The following is a 20,017-nucleotide window of genomic DNA, read 5'->3' on the forward strand; positions in this document are numbered from 1 at the left end:
TGCAAGCGGCGCGTCACGCGGGACGCGTCGCGGAAGGTGGGGTGTGAGCAGGCGCCGGTGTCCGGTCGTGGCGGGGCGGCCGTCGGACGACTCGACGACGAAACGGGCGAGACCGGCGGGCGCCGCCAGCAGGCGGCGCCGTGGCAAGGATCGACGGGCCGATGCGGTCTATGCCGCCGACAACCTGACCGACACGCCCGTCGCCGTATAAACCGGCGTCGCCTTGAACCCGTCGACCGTCACCGCCGAGAACTTCGCGGAAGCCGCTGCACCGTCGATCAGCGCGATAGTGTCGCCGGCCTTGGGCGCATAACCGTTCACGAACTTCACGTGCAGCGTGCCGCCCGCGACGGTGAGCGGGCCGCCGACGCGCAGGCGGCCGCCCCCGTTGCCGTCGATGTCGAGTTCGAGCGTCGTGTTGTCGAGCTGCGTATAGCGCGTCGCGATGACCACCGGCGCGCTGGCGGCAATCCTCACGCTGCCGCCCGAGCCGACGTACACGTCGCCATTGCCGAACGCGCTTGCCGATGCCGCGGCGAGCATGCCGCCGCTCACCTGCGTGCCGCCCGTATAGCTGTTGTTGCCCGCCAGCGTCAGCGTGCCGCTGCCTTGCAGCGTCAGCTTGCCCGCGCCGGCGATGTCGTTGCGCCACAGGTCGGCGGTATTGAACCCGCCCTGCGAAGCGTCCATCGACACGATCACGTTGCCGTTGAATGCACCGTAACCGTCGGCCGCGGTGAACAGGTTGAGGCGGCCCCAGCCTTCCGCATCGTCCATGACCGGATAGCCGGACGGCAGTTCGGTCGTCTTCAGCACGACGCGGCGCTGGTCCGCGCTCAGGTACGGGAAGCGCGTCTGCAGCAGGATCTCCGCGCCCTTCGGCACGACGGGCGGCGCGTCGGTCGACTCGATCGCGCCGAAGCCGAACGTCAGGCGGCGCGCGAAGGCCGTCTTGTTCGTCGCGTAATCGGCGAAGCGGTCGGTGGCCGTCGTACCCGAGTGCGCGAAGGCGGCGAACGTCGTGTCGGTCGTGCCCGTGAGCTGCTGCAGCGCCTGATGGGCCTGGCCGTACGCGGCCTGCGCGTCGCTCGCGTACGCGGTCAGGTTCGCGGCGCTGACGGCCAGCGCGAGCATGCGGCCGCCGATCACGTCGAGCGGCGAGTGCATGCCGGCGAGGATGCGGTTCTCGCCCAGTTCGAGGCCGCGGCCGACCATCTCCTGGAAGCGCTCCGGCACGAGCCACGCCATCGTCATCGCGTCGCGCACCGCTTCGGCCGTGTGGCCGCTGATGAAGCCGCCGTCGGTCGCGGGCGTCGTGCTTTCCGCCGGCACGAGCGTCGGCGCGACGACGACGCTGGTGCTCCAGCGGTACGGCCGCGCGTACTTGTAGAAACGCTTCGACGGTTCGGTCGACGCGTTGTTGCCCATTTCGTTGAGCAGATCGACGACCTTGCCGAAGCTCGCGTTCGTGCTGCTGCCGACGCCGACGTTGTTGCCGGAATCGTTGTACAGCACCGTGGTCGCATCGGCGGGCACGCTGGTGATGCTGGTCGTCTGCTGCGCGGCCGTGCGCCACGCGCCGGTGAGCGGGCCCATGCCGTCGGTCACGCTGTAGCCCTTGGCGCGCCGGTCGTCGAAGTACGCGGCGTCGGCCTGTTGCTGCGTGCGTGCGGTCGTTGCGTTGATCACATATTGAACGTTGGCGGCCAGCACCGTGTCGTTCAGGCTCGTGCCGCATGGCGTGCCGCTGCCGGGCAGGCCCGAGCAGGTCGACGGCGAGATCGCCGGAAACCCGCCGTTGGCCGGCGCGCTCACGCCGGCATCGACGAGCATCGTCGCCGGCTGCCACAGGTCGAGGAAGCGGCTCACCACGCGCACGGCCGCGTTGGTCGACAGCGTGGCATAGCGCGCGTCGCCGCGCTGGTTGGTCGCGATGTTGTCGACGAAAGCCGGCACGCTCGGCACGGGCGCGCTGTCGACGAAGCCGGGGTCGGCCGGCGGTGCCGGCATGGCCGCGCTGGTCGTGGTGGTCGATGCGACATCGTCGCCGCCGCCGCACGCGGCGAGAACGATCGCACTCGACAATGCTGCGACGTGCAGCGGAAAACGGCTTCGTGACGCAAACATGCAAGGCTCCATCCTGAGTGTCGAAGATGGCGGATTGTCGTGGTCGATCGTGACGCAGCCGTTACGGATTTGTTTCGGGGCGCGGTCGATGCGCCAAAATTCTCACTATTTGGTGAATTCGTGATGCTGAACGTATCGGCGGGGCGATCGGGCCGTCGGCGATGTCCGGTCCGGCCAGCGCGCGCGTTCGAAAAGACGATCGGATCCGGCGCGCTCACGCCGGTTGGGCGACCCATTCCGCGTCGGCGCGGCACACGCGGTTCCTGCCCTGGCGCTTCGCCGCGTAGAGGGCGAGGTCGGCCTGATGCGACAACGCGTGCACGGACCGCGGGTGCGCACGGTGCCCGGTCGCGTAGCCGATGCTGACCGTGAAAGCCGGAATCGTCGCGTCGAACCCGTCGAGCCGGCTGCGCTCCACGGCGCGGCGAATCGCCTCGGCGACTTTCGCGGCGCCGCTTTCATCCGTGTCGGGCAATACGACGACGAATTCTTCGCCGCCGTAGCGCGCGGCAAGATCGCCGCGCCGCCGCGTATGCGCGCGAATGCACTCGGCGAGAAAGCGCAGCGCGGTGTCGCCTTGCGCATGACCGAAGCGGTCGTTGTACTGCTTGAAGTGATCTGCGTCGATGAACAGCACCGACAGGCTGCCGTCGCTGCCGCGCTGCAGCCGTTCCCATTCGTCGGCGAGCGCGGCATCGAGCGCGCGACGGTTGTGCAGGCCCGTGAGCGGATCGGTGCGCGTCAGGTCGGTGAGGAGCGTCTGCTTGCGCAGGTTGTCCCGCAGCGCGAACGCGAGCAGCCACACCACCGCGCAGAACAGCGCACCGATGACGGACGCGGACACGCCGACCGTCCACGTCAAATGCGTGGTGCCGGCCAGCACGTCATGCTCGGCCGGTGCGACGACCGCGATCAACGGCGTGCCGGGCACCCGCTGGAACGTATAAAGCCGCACGACGCCGTCGATGCTCGAGCGCGCCGCATAGAAGCCCGATTCGCGGCTCACCATGCGTTCGAACGACTTCGAGCGGCGCAGGCGGACCGTCTGGTGATCGGTCAACGGCGGGTTTCTCGCGAGGATCGTGCCGTCGGCGCGCAGGATCGCGCTGACGCCGTGCGGCCCGACGTTCAGGCGGGACAGAAGCCGATCGAAGTACGCGAGGTCGATGGCGACCACCGCGATTCCGTCGAACGTGTGATCCGCGCGCTCGATGCGCCGCGACAGCGCGATCGATTCCGTGTTGCCGCGCGAACGCGCGCGATACGCCTCGGACACGTAGAGGCCGACGTTGTCCGCATCGCGATGGACCTTGAAGTAGTCGCGATCGCTGAAATCCCAGTTGTGGGTCGAGCTGCAACAGCCGTCGATCAAATGGCCGAAGCGGTCCGTCACGCCCATGCCGGTCACGTATTGCGCGGCCGTGCGCTCGAACAGCACGTCGTGACGCAGCCCGGCGTCCATGCGCGCGACGGCGGGATTGCCGAGATCGGTGGCGAGCGAGACGAGCGCGTTGTTGGACGTCTCGACGGTGCGCGCGATCTCGCTGACCAGGACGGCCGCGACGTTGCGCGACGTCTCGTGCGCATGGTCGACGACCTCGCTGCGTGCGGCCCACAGCGTCGCCGCGCTGATGCCGAGCGCGGCGAGCGACATCAGCGTGCCCAGCACGCCGACGATCAGGTGGTGGCGGCCGGCCCAGTCGGCAACTTTCTCGATCGGAATGGATGCAGGCATTGCTCGCGCTCGTGCGGGAAGCCGGCTGCGATCGCAGCGGCGCTGGTCAAATCCGGGTTAACGGCAGGGATGCCCGGAAATCGAGGCCGGCATGCGACGCAATGACCGCACGGGTGCCGCAAACGTGTGCGTCCGGGGTGCGCCGCGCAACGAGCACGCGACAGCGGCGAATCCCGGCGGTCGCGCAGGCTCAGTCGAGCCCGCCCTGGCACAGGTACTTGATCGACAGATAATCGTCGAGGCCGTAGCGCGAGCCTTCGCGGCCGTAGCCCGATTCCTTCACGCCGCCGAACGGCGCGGTTTCGCTCGCGAGCGCGCCTTCGTTGATGCCGACGATGCCCGTTTCGAGCCGCGCCGACACGCGCGCGATGCCGCGCACGTCCTGCGTGTAGAAATACGCGGCGAGCCCGAACGGCGTGTCGTTCGCGGCCGCGACGGCTTCGTCCTCGGTGTCGAACCGGAACAGCGCGGCGACGGGGCCAAAGGTTTCCTCGCAGCTCAGCTGCATGTCGGCGGTGGCGTCGGCGAGCACCGTCGGCGCGTAATAGTTCGGGCCGAGCTCGGGCAGACGCTTGCCGCCGGCGAGCACGCGCGCGCCGCGCTCGATGGCGTCGCCGACGTGGCGCGCGATCTTGTCGACCGCGCGCGCGTTGATCATCGGCCCGATCTGCGCGGCCGGGTCGGTCGCGGGCGCGACCTTCAGCGCGGCGACGCGCGCGGCGAGTTTCGCGGCGAACGCATCGTAGACGCCGGCCTGCACGTACACGCGATTCGGCGACACGCAGGTCTGGCCGCCGTTGCGGAACTTGGCGGCCATCAGCCCGTCGATCGCGGCGTCGAGTTCCGCATCGTCGAACACGATGAACGGCGCGTTACCGCCCAGCTCCAGCGACAGCTTCTTCAGCGTCGCCGCCGATTCGCGCGCGAGCAGCTTGCCGACGGGCGTCGATCCGGTGAACGTGATCTTGCGCACGCGGCCGTCGGCGAGCCAGTCGGCCACCGCATCGATGCCGCGTTCGCGCGATGCGGCGATCAGGTTCAGCACGCCGGGCGGCACGCCGGCTTCCTGCGCGAGGAAGGCCAGCGCGAGCGCGGTGAGCGGCGTGTCCTCGGCCGGCTTCGCGACGACCGTGCAGCCGGCCGCGAGGGCGGGTGCGATCTTGCGCGCGATCATCGCGAGCGGGAAGTTCCACGGCGTGATCGCGGCGACGATGCCGATCGGCTCCTTGACCGCGCTCAGCCGCTTGCCGCGCTGCTGCTGCGGAATCAGGTCGCCGTACGTGCGCGTCGCTTCCTCGGCGAACCACAGCACGTACGACGCGCCGTATGCGACTTCGCCGCGCGCTTCGGCGAGCGGCTTGCCCTGTTCGCGCGACATCAGCTTCGCGAGATCGTCGGTGTGCGCGACGATCGCCGCATGCCATGCGCGCAGGATCGCGGCCCGTTCGCGAGCGGGCGTCGCGCGCCATGCGGGCAGCGCGCGTGCGGCCGCATCGGTCGCGGCGCGTGCGTCGGCCGCGCCGCTGTCGGGTGCGTGGGCAACGGTCTCGAGCGTCGCCGGATCGGTGACGTCGAAGCGGCGGCCGTCGAGCGCGTCGCGCCAGGCGCCGTCGATCAGGTTGGCGGTGCGAACGAGTTCGGTTCGGGACAGCGTAAGCGGCATGACAGGTCCTTGGATGGAGCGATTCGGCGACGACGGCTGCGGCGCGGACGCGCGGCTACCCCGCGCGGACGGCGGGCCGCCGCGTTCGCGGATGCCGCACGCTGGCAATCAGTGACGTTCGCCGAACAGCGATTCGAGCGGGTAGTGCCGTTTGACGAACGGCGACTTGATGATCACGTAACTGAAATATTTCTCGATGCCGATGTTCTGTTCGAGCAGCCCTTCGACGATCGTCTGGTAATGGCTCACGCTGCGCGTGATGAACTTCAGCAGATAGTCGTAGCCGCCGCTCGCGAGGTGACACTCGACGATCTCGTCGACGTTGCGGATCGCCGCGACGAAACGGTCGAAGTCCTCGCGGCGGTGGTCGGCCAGCGTGACCTCGGTGAACACGACCTGCACGTCGCCGAGTTTCTCGAGCTGGATGTGCGCGCCGTAGCCGCCGATATAGCCGGCCTTCTCGAGCCGCTTCACGCGGATCAGGCAAGGGCTGGGCGACAGCCCGACCGCATCGGCCAGTTCGACGTTGGTCATGCGGCCGCGCTTTTGCAACTGGGAGAGGATGCGCAGGTCGATGCGATCCAGCTTGCTGTCCGTCATGTTCGCGTGAGAGGGAAAAAATGGAATGTCCGGTTACTTTAGAGTCGAACGATTGCCGCCACAAGCCCGGCTTTCCCGTGCCCGGTCAGGCCGGCTGCGCGTGCGCGGCGTCGAGCGCGCGCTGCACGCCCGCATCGGCCAGCACGTCGTCGAGCGTCTTGCGCACGCGTTCGAACATCAGGTCGAACTCGCCCGCGGTGAAGCTCAGCGCCGGCGCGAAACCGAGCACGCCGTCGCCGAATGCGCGAAACACCACGCCGTTCGCATACGCGGCGGCGGCGATCCTGTCGGGCACGTTGAGCGCGGGGTCGAAGCGCGTCTTGCGCGTCTTGTCGGCCACCAGTTCGAGCGCGCCAAGCAGGCCGGCCGAGCGAGCGTCGCCGACGAGCGGATGCGCGCGCAGCGCATCGAGCCCCGCGGCGAAACGCGGCGCCATTGCCCGGCCGTTCGCGAGCAGCCCGCCTTCGTGATAGAGCTTCAGCACTTCGAGGCCGATCGCCGCGCTGACCGGATGCGCGGAATACGTATGGCCGTGGCCGACCGCGGGCGAATCGGCGCGGCTGCCCGCGATGCCTTCGTAGATTTCATCGGACATCAGCACGGCACCCATCGGCGCATAGCCGGCGGTCAGCCCCTTCGCGACGGTCATCAGGTCCGGGTCGACCTGCTCGGTCTCGCACGCGAACAGCGGGCCCGTGCGGCCGAAGCCGGTGATCACCTCGTCGGCGACGAACAGGATGCCGAGGCGCCGGCATGCGTCGCGCATCGCCTTCAGCCAGCCGGCCGGCGGGACGATCACGCCGCCGGACCCCTGCACGGGCTCGCAGAAGAATGCCGCGACGTTGTCCGCGCCGATTTCGGCGACTTTCGCCTCGAGCGCGGCGACCGACGCGGCGATCAGCGCCTGCGCGTCGTCGCCGAGCGGATGGCGATACGGGTAGGGCGACGGGATGTGGTGCTGATCCGCGCGCGGCAGGTCGAAGTGACGATGGAACGCGGGCAGCGCGGTGAGCCCGGCGCCGATCGACGACGAGCCGTGATAGCCGCGTTCGAGCGCGATCATGTGCTTTTTCGTCGGGCGACCGGTCGCGTTGAAATAGTGCGTGATGAAACGCACCGCGGAGTCGACCGCATCCGAGCCGCCGAGCGTGAAGTACACGCGATTCAGCGACGGCGGCGCGAGCGCCGCGAGCCGTTCGGCCAACTCGATCGCGGGTTGCGAGCCGAAATGGAAATAGCCGGTCGCGTAGGGCAGCTTCGCCATCTGCGCGGCGGCGGCCTTCACGATGCTGTCGCGGCCGTAGCCGACGTTCACGCACCACAGGCCCGAGAACGCATCGAGCAGCGTGTGGCCGTCGGCGTCGCGCAGGAACACGCCTTCGGCGGATTCGAGCACGGTGACGCCGCGCGCCTCGTGCGCACGATAGTTGACGACGGGGTGGATCAGGTGTTGACGATCGGCTTCGATCAGCGCGGCTTGGTTCATGGCAGTGCGGGACTCTCGTCGGGTGTCAGCGTGAGGTCATGCTACCGGGCGAGCAATTCGCACGCGCCTTCAATTTGCGGTCTGAAACGTACGAAAGCGGTGTTTGCACGGGGCGCTTCGGCATTTTCTGCTGCGCGCCACGCCGGGCCGGGCGCGCGCGTCAGTAGCCGCGTGCGCGGTCGACGACGCCGATCATCGGCTGCCCCGCGCGATGGCGCGCGAGGTTCGCGAGCACGGCGTCGACCGCGGTGTCCGGGCGCGTCGCGCTGGCGATGTGCGGCGTGATGCGAATGCGCGGATGCGTCCAGAACGGGTGACCGGCCGGCAACGGCTCCGGGTCCGTCACGTCGAGGATCGCGCTGTCGAGGCGGCCGCTGTCGAGCGCGGCGAGCAGCGCGGTCGCACCGAGTTGCGGGCCGCGCCCGACCTGCACGAGCGATGCGCCGGCCGGCAGCGCGTCGAACACGCGTGTGCCGAGCAGGCCGCGCGTGTCGTCGGTGAGCGGCAGCAGGCAGATCAGGATGTCGGTGCGGGCGAGGAACGTGTCGAGCGCCGCGTCGCCCGCATGACAGTCGATGCCGTCGAGCGTGCGCGGCGTGCGGCTCCAGCCGGCGCACGGGAAGCCGAAGCGCCGCAGCGTGTCGAGCACGGCCTGCCCGAGCGTGCCGAGCCCGAGCACGCCGATGCGTCGCGACGCGGCCGCGCGCACCGGCTTCTCGCGCCACACGTGCTCGCGCTGCTGCGCCGCATAGTCGAACAGGTCGCGATGGATCGTCAGCACGGCCTGCGTCACGTATTCGACCATCCCTTCGACGATGCCCGGCTCGATCATCCGCACGACCGGGATGTGCGCGGGCACGCGAGACAGGTCGAACTGATCGATGCCGGCGCCGACCGAAAACACGATCTCCAGATTCGGCAGCAGCGCGGTCGGATCGTCGGGCGGCTGCCACGCGGCGAGATAGCGCACGGCTTCCGGGTCGCCGACGTCCGGCCAGATCCGGAACGCGAGGTCGGGCGCCTGTTGCGCGAAGCGCCGCGCCCATTGCGCGCCGCGCACGGGGTCGGCCTTGTAGAGAAAACTCATCGCGCGCGCCGCTCAGCCGAGCGCTTGATTGACGATCGCGAACGCGCGCAGCGACGGATCGCGGGCGGGCGCCGCGCCGCGCGCCATCGCGACGACGGTATCGACCCGCGGCAGGCCGAGCCCCTGCAGCCAGTCCGACAGGCCGCTGTCGCCCGGCACGTCGAGGCGCACGAACATGCCTTCGTGCAGCGCGAGCCAGTGGCTGATCAGCGCCTGCGCGCGCAGCGCGTCCGGTGCGACCACCGGGCCGATCACGTGCCCGCGGCCGAAACGGCGGAACAGCGCGAAGCCGAGCAGTTCGCCGTCGCGGTCGAGTGCGATCCCGTTGGCGACGCCGAGCAGCGCATCGATCACCGCGTCGCGCGGGTAGCCGGCCGCGCGCGATGCGAGCGCGGCGAGGCGCGGGCCGTCGTTGGTGCCGAGCGGGCGCAGGCGCTCGCCCGGCGGCAGCGAGATCAGCGGCGGCTGGAACGCGGCGCCCTGGTGCTGGTCGATCGTGCCGATCGCCTCGAAGCCGAATTTCACATAGAGCGGTTCGCCGGACGGCGTCGCATGCAGGAAGATCGTGCGTGCGCCGAGGCTGTCGACGACGCGCGCGAGCAGTTCGCGGCCGATGCCGCGGCCCTGGCGCTCGGGCGACACGATCACCATGCCGAGCGATGCGTGCGATTCGCCGAAGCGCCAGCCGAGCGCGGTGCCGACGATGCCGGCTTCGTCTTCGGCGACGAAGCCGCTGCCGAGCTGGAATGCGAAGCGCCAGTCGTCGAGCCGGTGCGGCCACTTGACTGCTTCCGACAGCCGGTGCGCGGCAGGCAGGTCGGTTTCGGCGAACGGGCGATAGGTGAGCGTGCTGGAAGAATTGAGGTCGGCCACGCCGGACTCCGGATGGGTAGGAATGACATATCGACTCTGCCAGCGCCACCGCGGCGCGGATAGGACGATTCGCCTGTTTTCCGGCGTCGGCGGGCGGTCGTGCAAGATCGACGCAAACCGGATCGATCGGCACGGGCGAACGCGCGCTGCATGCCGGAGCGGCCCGTCATTGCGACAGCTTCTGCTGTGGGAATGCCGCTACGATGGAAACGCGGCGGCCGCATGACGGTTTCGTGAAGTCGGCCGGCTCGCCGTCGACGGCGCCGCGTGCGATCACGCCGCAGATCGTGCTGCCGGCGGCCTGCAACACGCGGCGAATCTGCGTTTCGAGCCGCGTCGAACGATGCGCGACGGATTTTTTGCCCTGATTCAATTTCGTTGAACCCAGACCGTCCCCGGCCCTGCCGGGGCTTCACACCGACAGGACGTCACATGATCCAATTTGAACCGAAGTACATCACGTTCGACTGCTACGGCACGCTGACCCGCTTCCGGATGGCCGACATGGCGCGCGAGGTCTACGCGGACCGGCTGTCGCCGGTCGCGCTCGAGGAATTCGTGCGCGCGTTCGCCGCGTATCGGCTCGACGAAGTGCTCGGCGCATGGAAGCCGTACCGCGACGTCGTCGTCAATGCGATCCGGCGCACCTGCGCGCGGATCGGCGTGAAGTTCGACGAGGCGGAGGCCGAGCGCTTCTATCTGGCGGTGCCGACGTGGGGCCCGCATCCGGACGTGCCGGCCGGGCTTTCGCGGCTGGCCACGAAGTACAAGCTGGTGATCCTGTCGAACGCGTCGGACGACCAGATCATGAGCAACGTCGACAAGCTCGGCGCGCCGTTCCACGCGGTGTTCACCGCGCAGCAGGCGCAGTCGTACAAGCCGCGGATGCAGGGCTTCGAATACATGTTCGACAAGCTCGGCTGCAAGCCGGAGGACGTGCTGCACGTGTCGTCGAGCCTGCGCTACGACCTGATGACGGCCGAGGATCTCGGCATCAAGCACAAGGCGTTCGTCAACCGCGGCCATGAGCCGGGCACGCCGTTCTACAACTACTACGAGGTGTCGGACATCGGCCATCTCGCGACGCAGCTCGGGCTGTAAGCGACGCCGCGCCGGCGTGGGGCCGCGTGCCCCGCGTGCGCGGCCGTGCCGCCTTGCGCGCGCGATCACCGCACGAACCGAGGGTAATTACCGATACGGAGCCATTCAAGGCAGGGCCGCCCGGGCCGATATATGTACCGAACGGTTAATATCGCGAGGCCCTCCGCATGAAGTTGTCCACGAAACTGCTGATGCTCGTCGCCGCGGCGTTGCTCGGCGTTGTATTGCTTGCCGCGATGTCGCTGCACACGCTGCGCGATGCGCTGATCGACAGCCGCCGTGACGAGATCGTCATTCTTCTGACCAAAGCCGAGCATCTGGTCGACGCGTATCGCGCGATGCAGGCGAACGGCACGCTCACGCGGGATCAGGCCCAGCAGCAGGCCAAGGCCGCGCTGTCCGCGCTCAACGCGAATTCGAAAAGCTACTACTGGGTGACGACGTCCGACGGCGTCAACCTCGTGCATCCGAACGCGAAGTTCATCGGCACCCGCGCGAAGGGCAACCGCACGACCGGCGGCATGACCGACAGCGAGGCGTACCGCGCGGGAATGGCCCAGGCGCATTTCGCGCTCGTCGATGTGCTGATCAAGCGCAGCCCGGACGCGGACGTGGAGCCGAAACTCCAGGGCGTGGTCGCCATTCCGGAGTGGGACTGGTGGATCGGCACGGGATTTTTCTACGACGACATCAACGCCGCGTTCACGCGGCTTGCGCAGGTGCTCGGCGCCATCACGCTCGTCATCGCCGCGGCGCTGGCGGCGATCGCGTGGGGCGTATTGCGCAGCGTCCGACGGACGCTGGGCGGCGAGCCCGCGCACGCGACCGAGATCGCGGCCCGCATCGCCGCCGGCGAACTGGACGTGCAGTTCGATACGGCGCACGCCGCGCCGGGCAGCCTGCTCGTCGCGCTCGCCGACATGAAGGCCCGGCTAACCGAGACCATCGCCGAAATCCAGACCACGACCCATTCGATTGCCGTCGGCACCGGCGAGATCGCGCAGGGCAATCTGGACTTGTCGCAGCGCACGGAGGAACAGGCCGCGTCGCTGCAGCAAACGGCCGCGAGCATGGAGCAGATCACGTCGACGGTCAAACAGAATGCCGACAATGCACGTCAGGCGAATACGCTCGTGACCCACGCGAAGGAGGCGACGGAACTCGGCGGCGCGGCCGTGCGCGAAGTCGTCGAAACGATGCGGCAGATTTCGGACGGATCGGTGCGGATCGCCGACATTACCGTCGTGATCGAAAGCATCGCGTTCCAGACGAACATTCTCGCGCTCAACGCCGCGGTCGAGGCCGCGCGGGCCGGCGAGGAGGGGCGCGGGTTCGCGGTCGTGGCCTCGGAGGTGCGCTCGCTCGCGCAACGCAGCGCGGCGGCCGCGAAGGACATCAAGGGGTTGATCGAGGCGTCGGTCGAGCGGGTCGGCAGCGGCAGCCGGCTCGTCGAGACGGCGGGCGCGCGGATGACGGAGATCGTCCGGTCGATCGACCGGGTGGCCGACATCATGGGCGAGATTTCAGCGGCTTCCGCCGAGCAAAGCACGGGCATCGAGCAGGTCGGCCTCGCGGTCGCGCAAATGGACGAAGTGACCCAGCAGAACGCCGCGCTGGTGGAGCAGGCTGCCGCGGCCGCGTCCTCGCTGGATGAACAGGCGGCACGGTTGCGGGCCGCCGTCTCGGTGTTCAGGCTGGCTGCCTGACGGCCGCGTGCCGGCATCTGCCGGCAACGGCATCATCTCCTCTCCCTCTCGCCACGCCGGCATGTGTCCGGCGTGCGCGCCGACGTGCAGGCATCGACCGCGTGGGTCGCATCACGGCGGGGAATCGCGGCCTGGCGCCGCGCCACGGGTTCGTGCCCGGCATCGAGCAATCCGGCCGTAATCCTGTTGTCTCGCAAAGCCGCTTCAACGTCGCGGCAATCTCCCGATCTTTCAGGCTGAGGGCGTCGTCGCGGCCGGCACCCGCCGTCGCATGCGCACGCGGGCGTTCCGGTCGTTTCGGGCACCGCGGGCCGCGAGTGCGCATTCCACGCAAACGTGCGGTTTGCGTGAGCCTAACGCGCTTCGGATGCCGAATCGCCAATTTTGTCGGCGCAATCTGCCGCGTGCATCGCTTTACGATTTCCTTCGTCGCGCACGTGCTGCGCAGCCGTCGCGACGCGGCATCGAGCAAACGGCGGCACGCGTGGCCGCGCAGCAAATCATGCTGCGCAGGTGGGCCAAAACGGTCGAATCGTATCGTGCAGCCGCCCCGAATCGCGACAACCCGCATTTTGGCGATGCTTAAATGAACTCAATGCGCAGACGTCGCGCCCGCTACCAGCAGGCGGCGCGACGGATTTCTCGAACCACGCTGGATCCCAGACCCACTTTCCACAGTCAGGAGCAGTTCGGATGAGCGACGATATCGACAACGGCGGCAAGGGCGGCTTCACGCGCCGCGACATGATGCGGGTCATGGCGGCGGGCGGCATGATGGCCGTCGGCGGCGGCGGGCTGCTGATGGACGCGCAATCGGCGTTCGCCGCGCCGGCACCCAAGCGCGGCGGCAAGATCCGGGTCGCGAACGAATCGAGTTCGACGGCCGATACGCTCGACCCGGCAAAGGGCTCGACGGGCGCCGACTACATTCGTTTCTTCATGTTCTACAGCGGCCTCACGCAGCTCGACGCGAGCCTGACGCCGCAGATGAATCTCGCGCAGTCGTTGCAGACGACCGACGCGAAGACGTGGATCATCAAGCTGCGTAAAGGCGTCACGTTCCACGACGGGAAACCGGTCGGGCCGGCCGACGTGGTGTTCTCGCTGATGCGCCACAAGAACGCGGCCACCGCCTCGAAGGTCAAGCCGCTCGCCGATCAGTTCGCCGATGCGAAGGCGAGCGGCCCGGACGAGGTCACGCTCACGCTCGCCAGCGCGAACGCCGATCTGCCGGTGATCCTCGCGACGCCGCAGCTCGTGATCGTCAAGGACGGCACGACCGACTTCAGCACCGGCATCGGGTGCGGCCCGTACAAGCTGAAATCGTTCAAGCCGGGCGTGTCGACCGTCGGCGTGCGCAACGACAGCTACTTCAAGCCGGGGATGCCGTACCTCGACGAGATCGAGCTGATCGGCATCAGCGACAGCGCCGCGCGACTGAACGCGCTGCTGTCGGGCGACGTGCACCTGATCAACGCGATCGATCCGCGCTCGACGCAGCGGGTCGCGTCGACGCCGGGCTATGCGCTGCAGGAAACCAAGTCGGGGCTCTATACCGACCTGATCGTGCGCAGCGACAACCCGATCACCGCGAACCCGGATTTCGTCGAAGGGATGAAGTACCTGTTCGATCGCGAGCAGATCCGCTCGGCGGTGTTCCGCGGCTACGCGGTGATCGGCAACGACCAGCCGATCCCGCCGGGGCATCGCTACTTCAACGCATCGCTGCCGCAGCGGCCGCACGATCCGGACAAGGCGAAGTTCCTGTTCCAGAAGGCGGGCGCGCTGGGCGCCACGCTGCCGCCGATCTATGCGACGTCCGACGCGAACGGGTCGATCGAAATGGCCGTGCTGCTGCAGCAGGCCGGCCAGAAGATCGGGCTGAACCTGCAGGTGAACCGCGTGTCGCCCGACGGCTACTGGTCGAACCACTGGATGAAGCATCCGCTCGGCTTCGGCAACATCAACCCGCGCTCGAGCGCCGACGTGGTGTTCACGCAGTTCTTCAAGTCGGATGCGCCGTGGAACGAGTCGGGCTGGAAGAACGCGAAGTTCGACCAGTTGCTGCTCGCCGCGCGATCGGAAACCGACGACGCGAAGCGCAAGCAGATGTATGGCGACATGCAGGTGCTCGTCGCGCAGCAGTGCCGGGTCGGCATTCCGGCCTTCATCAGCTTCCTCGACGGCTACGACAAGCGGCTCGCGGGCCTCGGCTCGATTCCGACCGGCGGAATGATGGGCTTCATGTTCGCCGAGCACGTGTGGTGGAACGCCTGAGCACGACGCGTGCCGCCGCCGCGCGACCGGTGCGGGTCACCGCCCCGGTCGCGCGCGACCTTTTCCGGAGTGCCGCTTCATGAATCGAATCCTGCTCGGGCTGATCGGCCGGCGCATCGCGGTCACCGCGCTGACGCTGCTGATCGTGTCCGCGATCATCTTCACGATTACGAACCTGCTGCCGGGCGACGCCGCGCAGGCCGCGCTCGGCCAGTCCGCGACGCCGGAGACGATCGCCGCGTTGCGTCAGCAGTTCGGCCTCGACATGCCGGCCCACGTGCGCTACCTGCACTGGCTCGCGGGGCTGCTGCACGGCGATTTCGGTCGCTCGCTGTCGGGCGACATGCCGGTGTCGGAGATGATCGGCGGGCGCCTGCCGAAGTCGCTCGCGCTCGCGGCGATCACGACCGCCGTGTCGGTGCCGATCGCGCTGCTGCTCGGGATCCTCGCGGCGGTCAAGCGCGAATCGGTGGTCGATCGCGTGATCAGCCTCGGCACGCTGTCGCTCGTCGCGACGCCGGAATTCCTGATTGCGACGGTCGCCGTGCTCGTGCTGGCCGTGAAGCTGCACTGGCTGTCCGCGCTGTCGTACAGCGGCCCGATCGAAAGCCTGCACGATTTCCTGCGCGCGTATGCGATGCCGGTGCTGACGCTGTGCGCGGTCGTGATCGCGCAGATGGCACGGATGACGCGCGCCGCGGTGATCGAGCAGTTGAGCGCGTCGTACGTCGAGATGGCCGTGCTCAAGGGCGCGAGCCCCGCGCGGGTCGTGCTGCGCCATGCGCTGCCGAACGCGATCGGCCCGATCGCCAATGCGGTCGCGTTGAGCCTGTCGTATCTGCTCGGCGGCGTGATCGTCGTCGAGACGATCTTCAACTATCCGGGCCTCGCGAGCCTGATGGTCGACGCCGTCGGCAACCGCGATTTCCCGTTGGTCCAGGCGTGCACGCTGATCTTCTGCGTCGCCTATCTGACGCTCGTGCTGTTCGCCGACCTGTGCTCGATCGTGTCGAACCCGAGACTGCGGACCTGAGCGTCCTGTCCTTCTTCCGAGATGCCGCCCATGCACCCGACCGAACCCGTTCAACGCAGCAGCGCGCTGCCGCCGTCCGGCGATCCGCCTCCGCCGTGGAGCGGCGCGACGCCGCCCGCCGCGCCCGCCCCCGACCAGCCGCGCAAGCGCCACGCCGCGCGCGTGAAACTGACGACCGGCGGCCGCGTCGGCCTGTCGATGGTCGGCCTGATGCTGTTCATCGCGGCGTTCGCGCCGCTGCTCGCGCCGCACGACGTCGGCGCGATCGTCACGCCGGACGTGTTCGCGCCGTTCAGCGCGAAGCTGCCGTTCGGCTCCGACTTTCTCGGCCGCGACATGCTGAGCCGGATCCTGTACGGCACGCGTCTGACCGTGCTGCTCGCGCTCGCGGCGGTGCTGCTCGCCGCGCTGACCGGCACGACGCTCGGGCTGCTCGCGACGGTGTCGGGCCGCGCGGTCGACGAGACGATGAGCCGGCTGCTCGATGCGCTCACGTCGATTCCGTCGAAGATGTTCGCGTTGATGTTCGTCGCCGCGTTCGGCTCGTCGCTGCCGCTCCTGGTCCTGACCGCGGCGGTCAGCTACATGCCGGGCTCGTACCGGATCGCGCGGGCGCTGGCGGTCAACATCAGCACGCTCGAATTCGTGCAGGTCGCACGCGCCCGAGGCGAAAGCGCGCTGTACATCGCGTGCGTCGAGATGCTCCCGAACATGATCCACCCGATGCTCGCCGATACGGGATTGCGCTTCACGTTCGTCGTGCTGCTGCTGAGCGGCCTGAGCTTTCTCGGGCTCGGCGTGCAGCCGCCATACGCGGATCTCGGTTCGCTCGTGCGCGAGAACATCGCGAGCCTCGGCGACGGCTCGGCCGTCGCGATCATGCCCGCGGTCGCGATCGCGATCCTGACGGTGGGCGTCAACCTGTTGATCGACGGCCTGCCGCATCGCGGCCGCCGCAAAGGCGCGGCCGCTGCCGCCGGAGAACACTGATGCGAGACGATTCGACTCCGCTCGTCGAGGTGCGCGGGCTGCGCGTGGTCGGCGGCCGGCCGGGCGGCGAGGAAACGACGATCGTCCACGGCGTCGATTTCGATATCGGGCGTGGCGAGGTGCTCGCCCTGATCGGCGAATCGGGCTCCGGCAAGACCACGATCGCGCTGTCGCTGATGGGCCATGCGCGTGCCGGCTGCCGGATCGCGGGCGGCTCGGTGAAGCTCGGCGGCACCGATGTCTGCACGTTGTCGGCGCCGGCGCTGGCCGCGCTGCGCGGCCGCAAGGTCGCGTACATCGCGCAGAGCGCGGCCGCCGCGTTCAACCCGTCGCGCACGATTCTCGACCAGGTGATCGAGAGCGCGCTGATCCACAAGACGCTGTCGAAGCGCGACGCGCAGGCGAAGGCGGTCGAGCTGTTCCGCGCGCTCGCGCTGCCCGAGCCCGAGACGATCGGCAAACGCTATCCGCATCAGGTGTCGGGCGGTCAGCTGCAGCGGCTGATGGCCGCGATGGCGCTGATCACAGATCCGGAGCTGGTGATCCTCGACGAGCCGACCACCGCGCTCGACGTGACCACGCAGATCGACGTGCTGCAGGCCTTCAAGAGCGTGATCCGGCACTACGGGATGAGCGCCGTATACGTGTCGCACGATCTGGCGGTGGTCGCGCAGATGGCCGACCGGATCGTCGTGCTGAGCGACGGCGTGATCCGCGAAGCGGGCGATACCGAACAGATCCTGCATGCGCCGGCGCATCCGTACACGCAGAGCCTGATCGCGGCGGTGACGCCGAGGGATGCCGAACGCGATGCGAAAGCGGCGAGCGCCGCGCCGTCGCCGCTGCTCGACGTGCGCGGCGCGGTCGCCGGCTACGGCGGCCGTACCGCGAAAGGCTGGCCCGCGAAGGTGATCCTGCACGAAGTGGACCTGCGCATCGGGCGCGGGCAGACGGTCGGCGTGATCGGCGAATCGGGCTCGGGCAAGACGACGCTCGCGAAGGTGATCGCGGGCCTCGTGCCGGCGACGGCCGGGCAGATTCTGCTCGACGGCGAGCCGCTCGCGCTCGATATCGGCAAACGCACCAAGGAGCAGCACCGTCGCGTGCAGATCGTGTTCCAGAACGCCGATACCGCGCTCAACCCGGTGCACAGCGTCGAGCGCACGCTCGCGCGGCCGCTCGCGTTCTATCACGGGATCAAGGGCGCGCGTGCACGGCAGCGCGTCGCGGAGCTGCTCGAACTCGTGCGGCTGCCGCAGGCGGTGGCCGCGCGGCGCACCGGCGAGCTGTCCGGCGGGCAGAAGCAGCGCGTGAATCTCGCGCGCGCGCTGGCGGCCGAGCCCGACCTGATTCTGTGCGACGAGGTCACGTCGGCACTCGACACAGTGGTCGGCGCCGCGATCATCGATTTGCTGCGCGACCTGCAGGCGAAGCTCGGCGTGTCGTACGTGTTCATCACGCACGACATCGCGAAAGTGCGCGCGATCAGCGACGACATCGACGTGCTGTACGCGGGCCGCCGCGTCGAAACCGGTAGCCGCGACGCGCTCTGCGCGCCGCCTTACCACCCGTATTCGCATCTGCTCGTGTCGTCGGCACCGGAGTTGCGCGCGGGCTGGCTCGACGATGCGGCCGAGCGCTGCCACCGGCCGCTCGTGCCGATCGGCGCGAGCGCCGACGACGCCGAGCTGTGTCCGTTCCTGTCGCGCTGCGCGATGCGGGTGGACGGCGTGTGCAACCGGACCGCGCCCGCGCTGCGCACGCTCGAGAACGGCGCGCAGGTGTTGTGCCATCGCAGCGAGGAAGATCTCGCGCGCTTCCAGGCCGAGCCGGCGGAGGGCGCCGCGCCGGTGCAGCCGGTGCGTTTGTAGCGCGCCGCGCGGCGATCCGCATAGTCTGCTGCGGCGGTCGTGCAAAACGGTGGATCGTGCGCGCGCCGTGCGCGAATACGCGGCAACCGCGCTTTTTGACGGTGATTAAATGGCTTTCAACGGGCGATCACCGATCGCTGTCGACGGAATGCTCGAGAAGGATCCGATGAAATTCGAATCGTACTGGCTGGATACGCGCCCCGCGTTTCGTGCAGGCTGCGAAGGGCCCGTCGAAGGGCGCGCCGACGTCGCCGTGATCGGCGGCGGCTTCACCGGCCTGTCGGCGGCGCTCGCGCTGGCGCAGCGCGGCGTATCGGTGGTCGTGCTCGAAGCCGCGCAGATCGCGGGCGAAGCGTCCGGCCGCAACGGCGGCCAGTGCAATACCGGCGTCGCGCAGGACTACGCGTCGCTGGCCGCGCGGATCGGCGCCGAACCTGCAAAGCAGTTCTATCGTGCCTACGAAAGCGCGGTGAAGAGCGTCGAGGCGATCGTCGCCGAACATGCGATCGACTGCGATTTCCGGCGTGCCGGCAAGCTGAAGCTCGCCGCGAAGCCGCAGCATTTCGCGGGACTGGCGAAGACGTTCGACGCGCTGCGGCGTGACGTGGATCCCGACATCGAATTGATCGATCCGTCGCGCATTCGCGATGAAGTCGCCTCGGACGGCTTCCACGGCGGGCTGTTGCAGCGTAACGGCGTGCAGATGCATATGGGCAAGTTCGGCGTCGGCCTCGCGCAGGCGGCCGTGCGGGCGGGCGCGCGCATCTACGAGCAGGCGGCCGTCACGCGGCTCGAGCGGATCGACGGCGAGCGCCACGCGATCACCTGCACGCGCGGCACGCTCGTCGCCGATCGCGTGCTGGTCGCAACCGGCGCGTCGCAGCACGGCCCGTTCGCCTGGTTCCGGCGGCGCATCGCGCCGGTCGGCAGTTTCATCGTCGTGACCGAGCCGCTGCCCGACGCGCAACTGAACCGGCTGCTCCCGCATCGCCGTGCGTACGTCACGTCGCGCCAGATCGGCAACTACTTCCGCGTGACGCCCGACAACCGGCTGCTGTTCGGCGGCCGCGCGCGCTTCGCGATGTCGAGCCCGCGCTCCGACGCGAAAAGCGGCGAGATCCTGCGCGCCGGCATGGCCGGCTATTTCCCGGAACTGGCGAACGTGCGGCTCGATTACTGCTGGGGCGGGCTGGTCGACATTACCGCCGACCGGCTGCCGCGCGCGGGCCAGCACGACGGGCTCTATTACTCGATGGGCTACAGCGGCCACGGCGTGCAGATGTCCGTGCACATGGGCCGCGTGATGGCCGACGTGCTGTACGGCGCGGCCGCGGCGAATCCGTGGCGCGAACTCGACTGGCCGGCGATGCCGGGCCATTTCGGGCAAGCGTGGTTTTTGCCGTTCGTCGGCGCGTATTACCGGATGCAGGATTTCCTGCATTGAAGCGGCTGCTCCGGGAGGATTCGA

16 protein-coding genes are annotated in these 20,017 nt (G+C 68.8%); 8 read left to right on the forward strand and 8 right to left on the reverse strand.

All coding sequences use genetic code 11. The annotated features are described in order from the left end of the window. Positions 1 to 168 precede the first annotated feature (168 nt). From WS46_RS10765 to WS46_RS10800, 8 genes are all read right to left on the reverse strand, one after another. On the reverse strand, positions 169 to 2,127 hold the full coding sequence (locus WS46_RS10765; protein ID WP_059690504.1) for a phosphatase PAP2 family protein: 1,959 nt from the start codon (positions 2,125 to 2,127) through the stop codon (positions 169 to 171). 214 nt (positions 2,128 to 2,341) lie between these two features. After that, positions 2,342 to 3,862 (reverse strand): GGDEF domain-containing protein, encoded by a 1,521-nt coding sequence (locus WS46_RS10770; protein WP_059690505.1) that lies wholly within the window; start codon positions 3,860 to 3,862, stop codon positions 2,342 to 2,344. Between the two features lie 190 nt (positions 3,863 to 4,052). Next, positions 4,053 to 5,525, reverse strand: a complete 1,473-nt coding sequence (locus WS46_RS10775) for an NAD-dependent succinate-semialdehyde dehydrogenase (RefSeq protein ID WP_059690506.1) — start codon at positions 5,523 to 5,525, stop codon at positions 4,053 to 4,055. A gap of 108 nt (positions 5,526 to 5,633) precedes the next feature. Beyond that, complete coding sequence (locus tag WS46_RS10780; protein WP_006749694.1) at positions 5,634 to 6,125, reverse strand: Lrp/AsnC family transcriptional regulator; 492 nt, start codon at positions 6,123 to 6,125, stop codon at positions 5,634 to 5,636. Positions 6,126 to 6,210: 85 nt separating this feature from the next. Then, entirely contained in the window at positions 6,211 to 7,611 is a 1,401-nt protein-coding gene (locus WS46_RS10785) for an aspartate aminotransferase family protein (RefSeq protein ID WP_059690507.1), read from the reverse strand. Positions 7,612 to 7,771: 160 nt separating this feature from the next. Then, entirely contained in the window at positions 7,772 to 8,698 is a 927-nt protein-coding gene (locus tag WS46_RS10790; protein ID WP_059690508.1) for a glyoxylate/hydroxypyruvate reductase A, read from the reverse strand. Between the two features lie 12 nt (positions 8,699 to 8,710). Then, on the reverse strand, positions 8,711 to 9,571 hold the full coding sequence (locus WS46_RS10795) for a GNAT family N-acetyltransferase (protein ID WP_059690509.1): 861 nt from the start codon (positions 9,569 to 9,571) through the stop codon (positions 8,711 to 8,713). 166 nt (positions 9,572 to 9,737) lie between these two features. Then, positions 9,738 to 9,944 (reverse strand): hypothetical protein, encoded by a 207-nt coding sequence (locus WS46_RS10800; RefSeq protein WP_059536183.1) that lies wholly within the window; start codon positions 9,942 to 9,944, stop codon positions 9,738 to 9,740. Positions 9,945 to 10,003: 59 nt separating this feature from the next. On the opposite strand from WS46_RS10800, the gene WS46_RS10805 reads away from it, so the two are divergent. The 8 genes from WS46_RS10805 (at position 10,004) to WS46_RS10840 (ending at position 19,993) form a co-directional block, all read left to right on the forward strand. Beyond that, positions 10,004 to 10,672: a haloacid dehalogenase type II gene (locus WS46_RS10805; protein WP_059536187.1), complete on the forward strand. Its 669-nt coding sequence runs from the start codon at positions 10,004 to 10,006 to the stop codon at positions 10,670 to 10,672. Positions 10,673 to 10,839: 167 nt separating this feature from the next. Next, the gene (locus WS46_RS10810; RefSeq protein ID WP_059690510.1) at positions 10,840 to 12,378 is read left to right on the forward strand and encodes a methyl-accepting chemotaxis protein; all 1,539 of its coding nucleotides are present in this window, start codon (positions 10,840 to 10,842) and stop codon (positions 12,376 to 12,378) included. A 367-nt stretch (positions 12,379 to 12,745) separates the two neighbouring features. Continuing rightward, positions 12,746 to 12,964 carry a hypothetical protein gene (locus tag WS46_RS10815; RefSeq protein WP_059690511.1) on the forward strand — a complete coding sequence of 73 codons (219 nt, stop codon included), beginning with the start codon at positions 12,746 to 12,748 and terminating at the stop codon, positions 12,962 to 12,964. 107 nt (positions 12,965 to 13,071) lie between these two features. Beyond that, a complete protein-coding gene (locus WS46_RS10820; protein ID WP_059690512.1) occupies positions 13,072 to 14,655 on the forward strand; it encodes an ABC transporter substrate-binding protein in 1,584 nt (527 codons plus the stop codon). A 79-nt stretch (positions 14,656 to 14,734) separates the two neighbouring features. Further along, positions 14,735 to 15,688 (forward strand): ABC transporter permease, encoded by a 954-nt coding sequence (locus WS46_RS10825; RefSeq protein ID WP_059690513.1) that lies wholly within the window; start codon positions 14,735 to 14,737, stop codon positions 15,686 to 15,688. A gap of 30 nt (positions 15,689 to 15,718) precedes the next feature. Next, entirely contained in the window at positions 15,719 to 16,678 is a 960-nt protein-coding gene (locus WS46_RS10830) for an ABC transporter permease (protein WP_059690514.1), read from the forward strand. Continuing rightward, positions 16,678 to 18,549 (forward strand): ABC transporter ATP-binding protein, encoded by a 1,872-nt coding sequence (locus WS46_RS10835; RefSeq protein ID WP_059690515.1) that lies wholly within the window; start codon positions 16,678 to 16,680, stop codon positions 18,547 to 18,549. The genes WS46_RS10830 and WS46_RS10835 overlap by 1 nt, the downstream gene beginning before the upstream one ends. 166 nt (positions 18,550 to 18,715) lie before the next feature. Further along, positions 18,716 to 19,993 (forward strand): FAD-binding oxidoreductase, encoded by a 1,278-nt coding sequence (locus tag WS46_RS10840; RefSeq protein WP_059690556.1) that lies wholly within the window; start codon positions 18,716 to 18,718, stop codon positions 19,991 to 19,993. Positions 19,994 to 20,017: the final 24 nt, after the last annotated feature.

The organism is Burkholderia sp. RF4-BP95 (genome assembly GCF_001521985.1).
Taxonomy (GTDB): Bacteria; Pseudomonadota; Gammaproteobacteria; order Burkholderiales; family Burkholderiaceae; genus Burkholderia; species Burkholderia diffusa.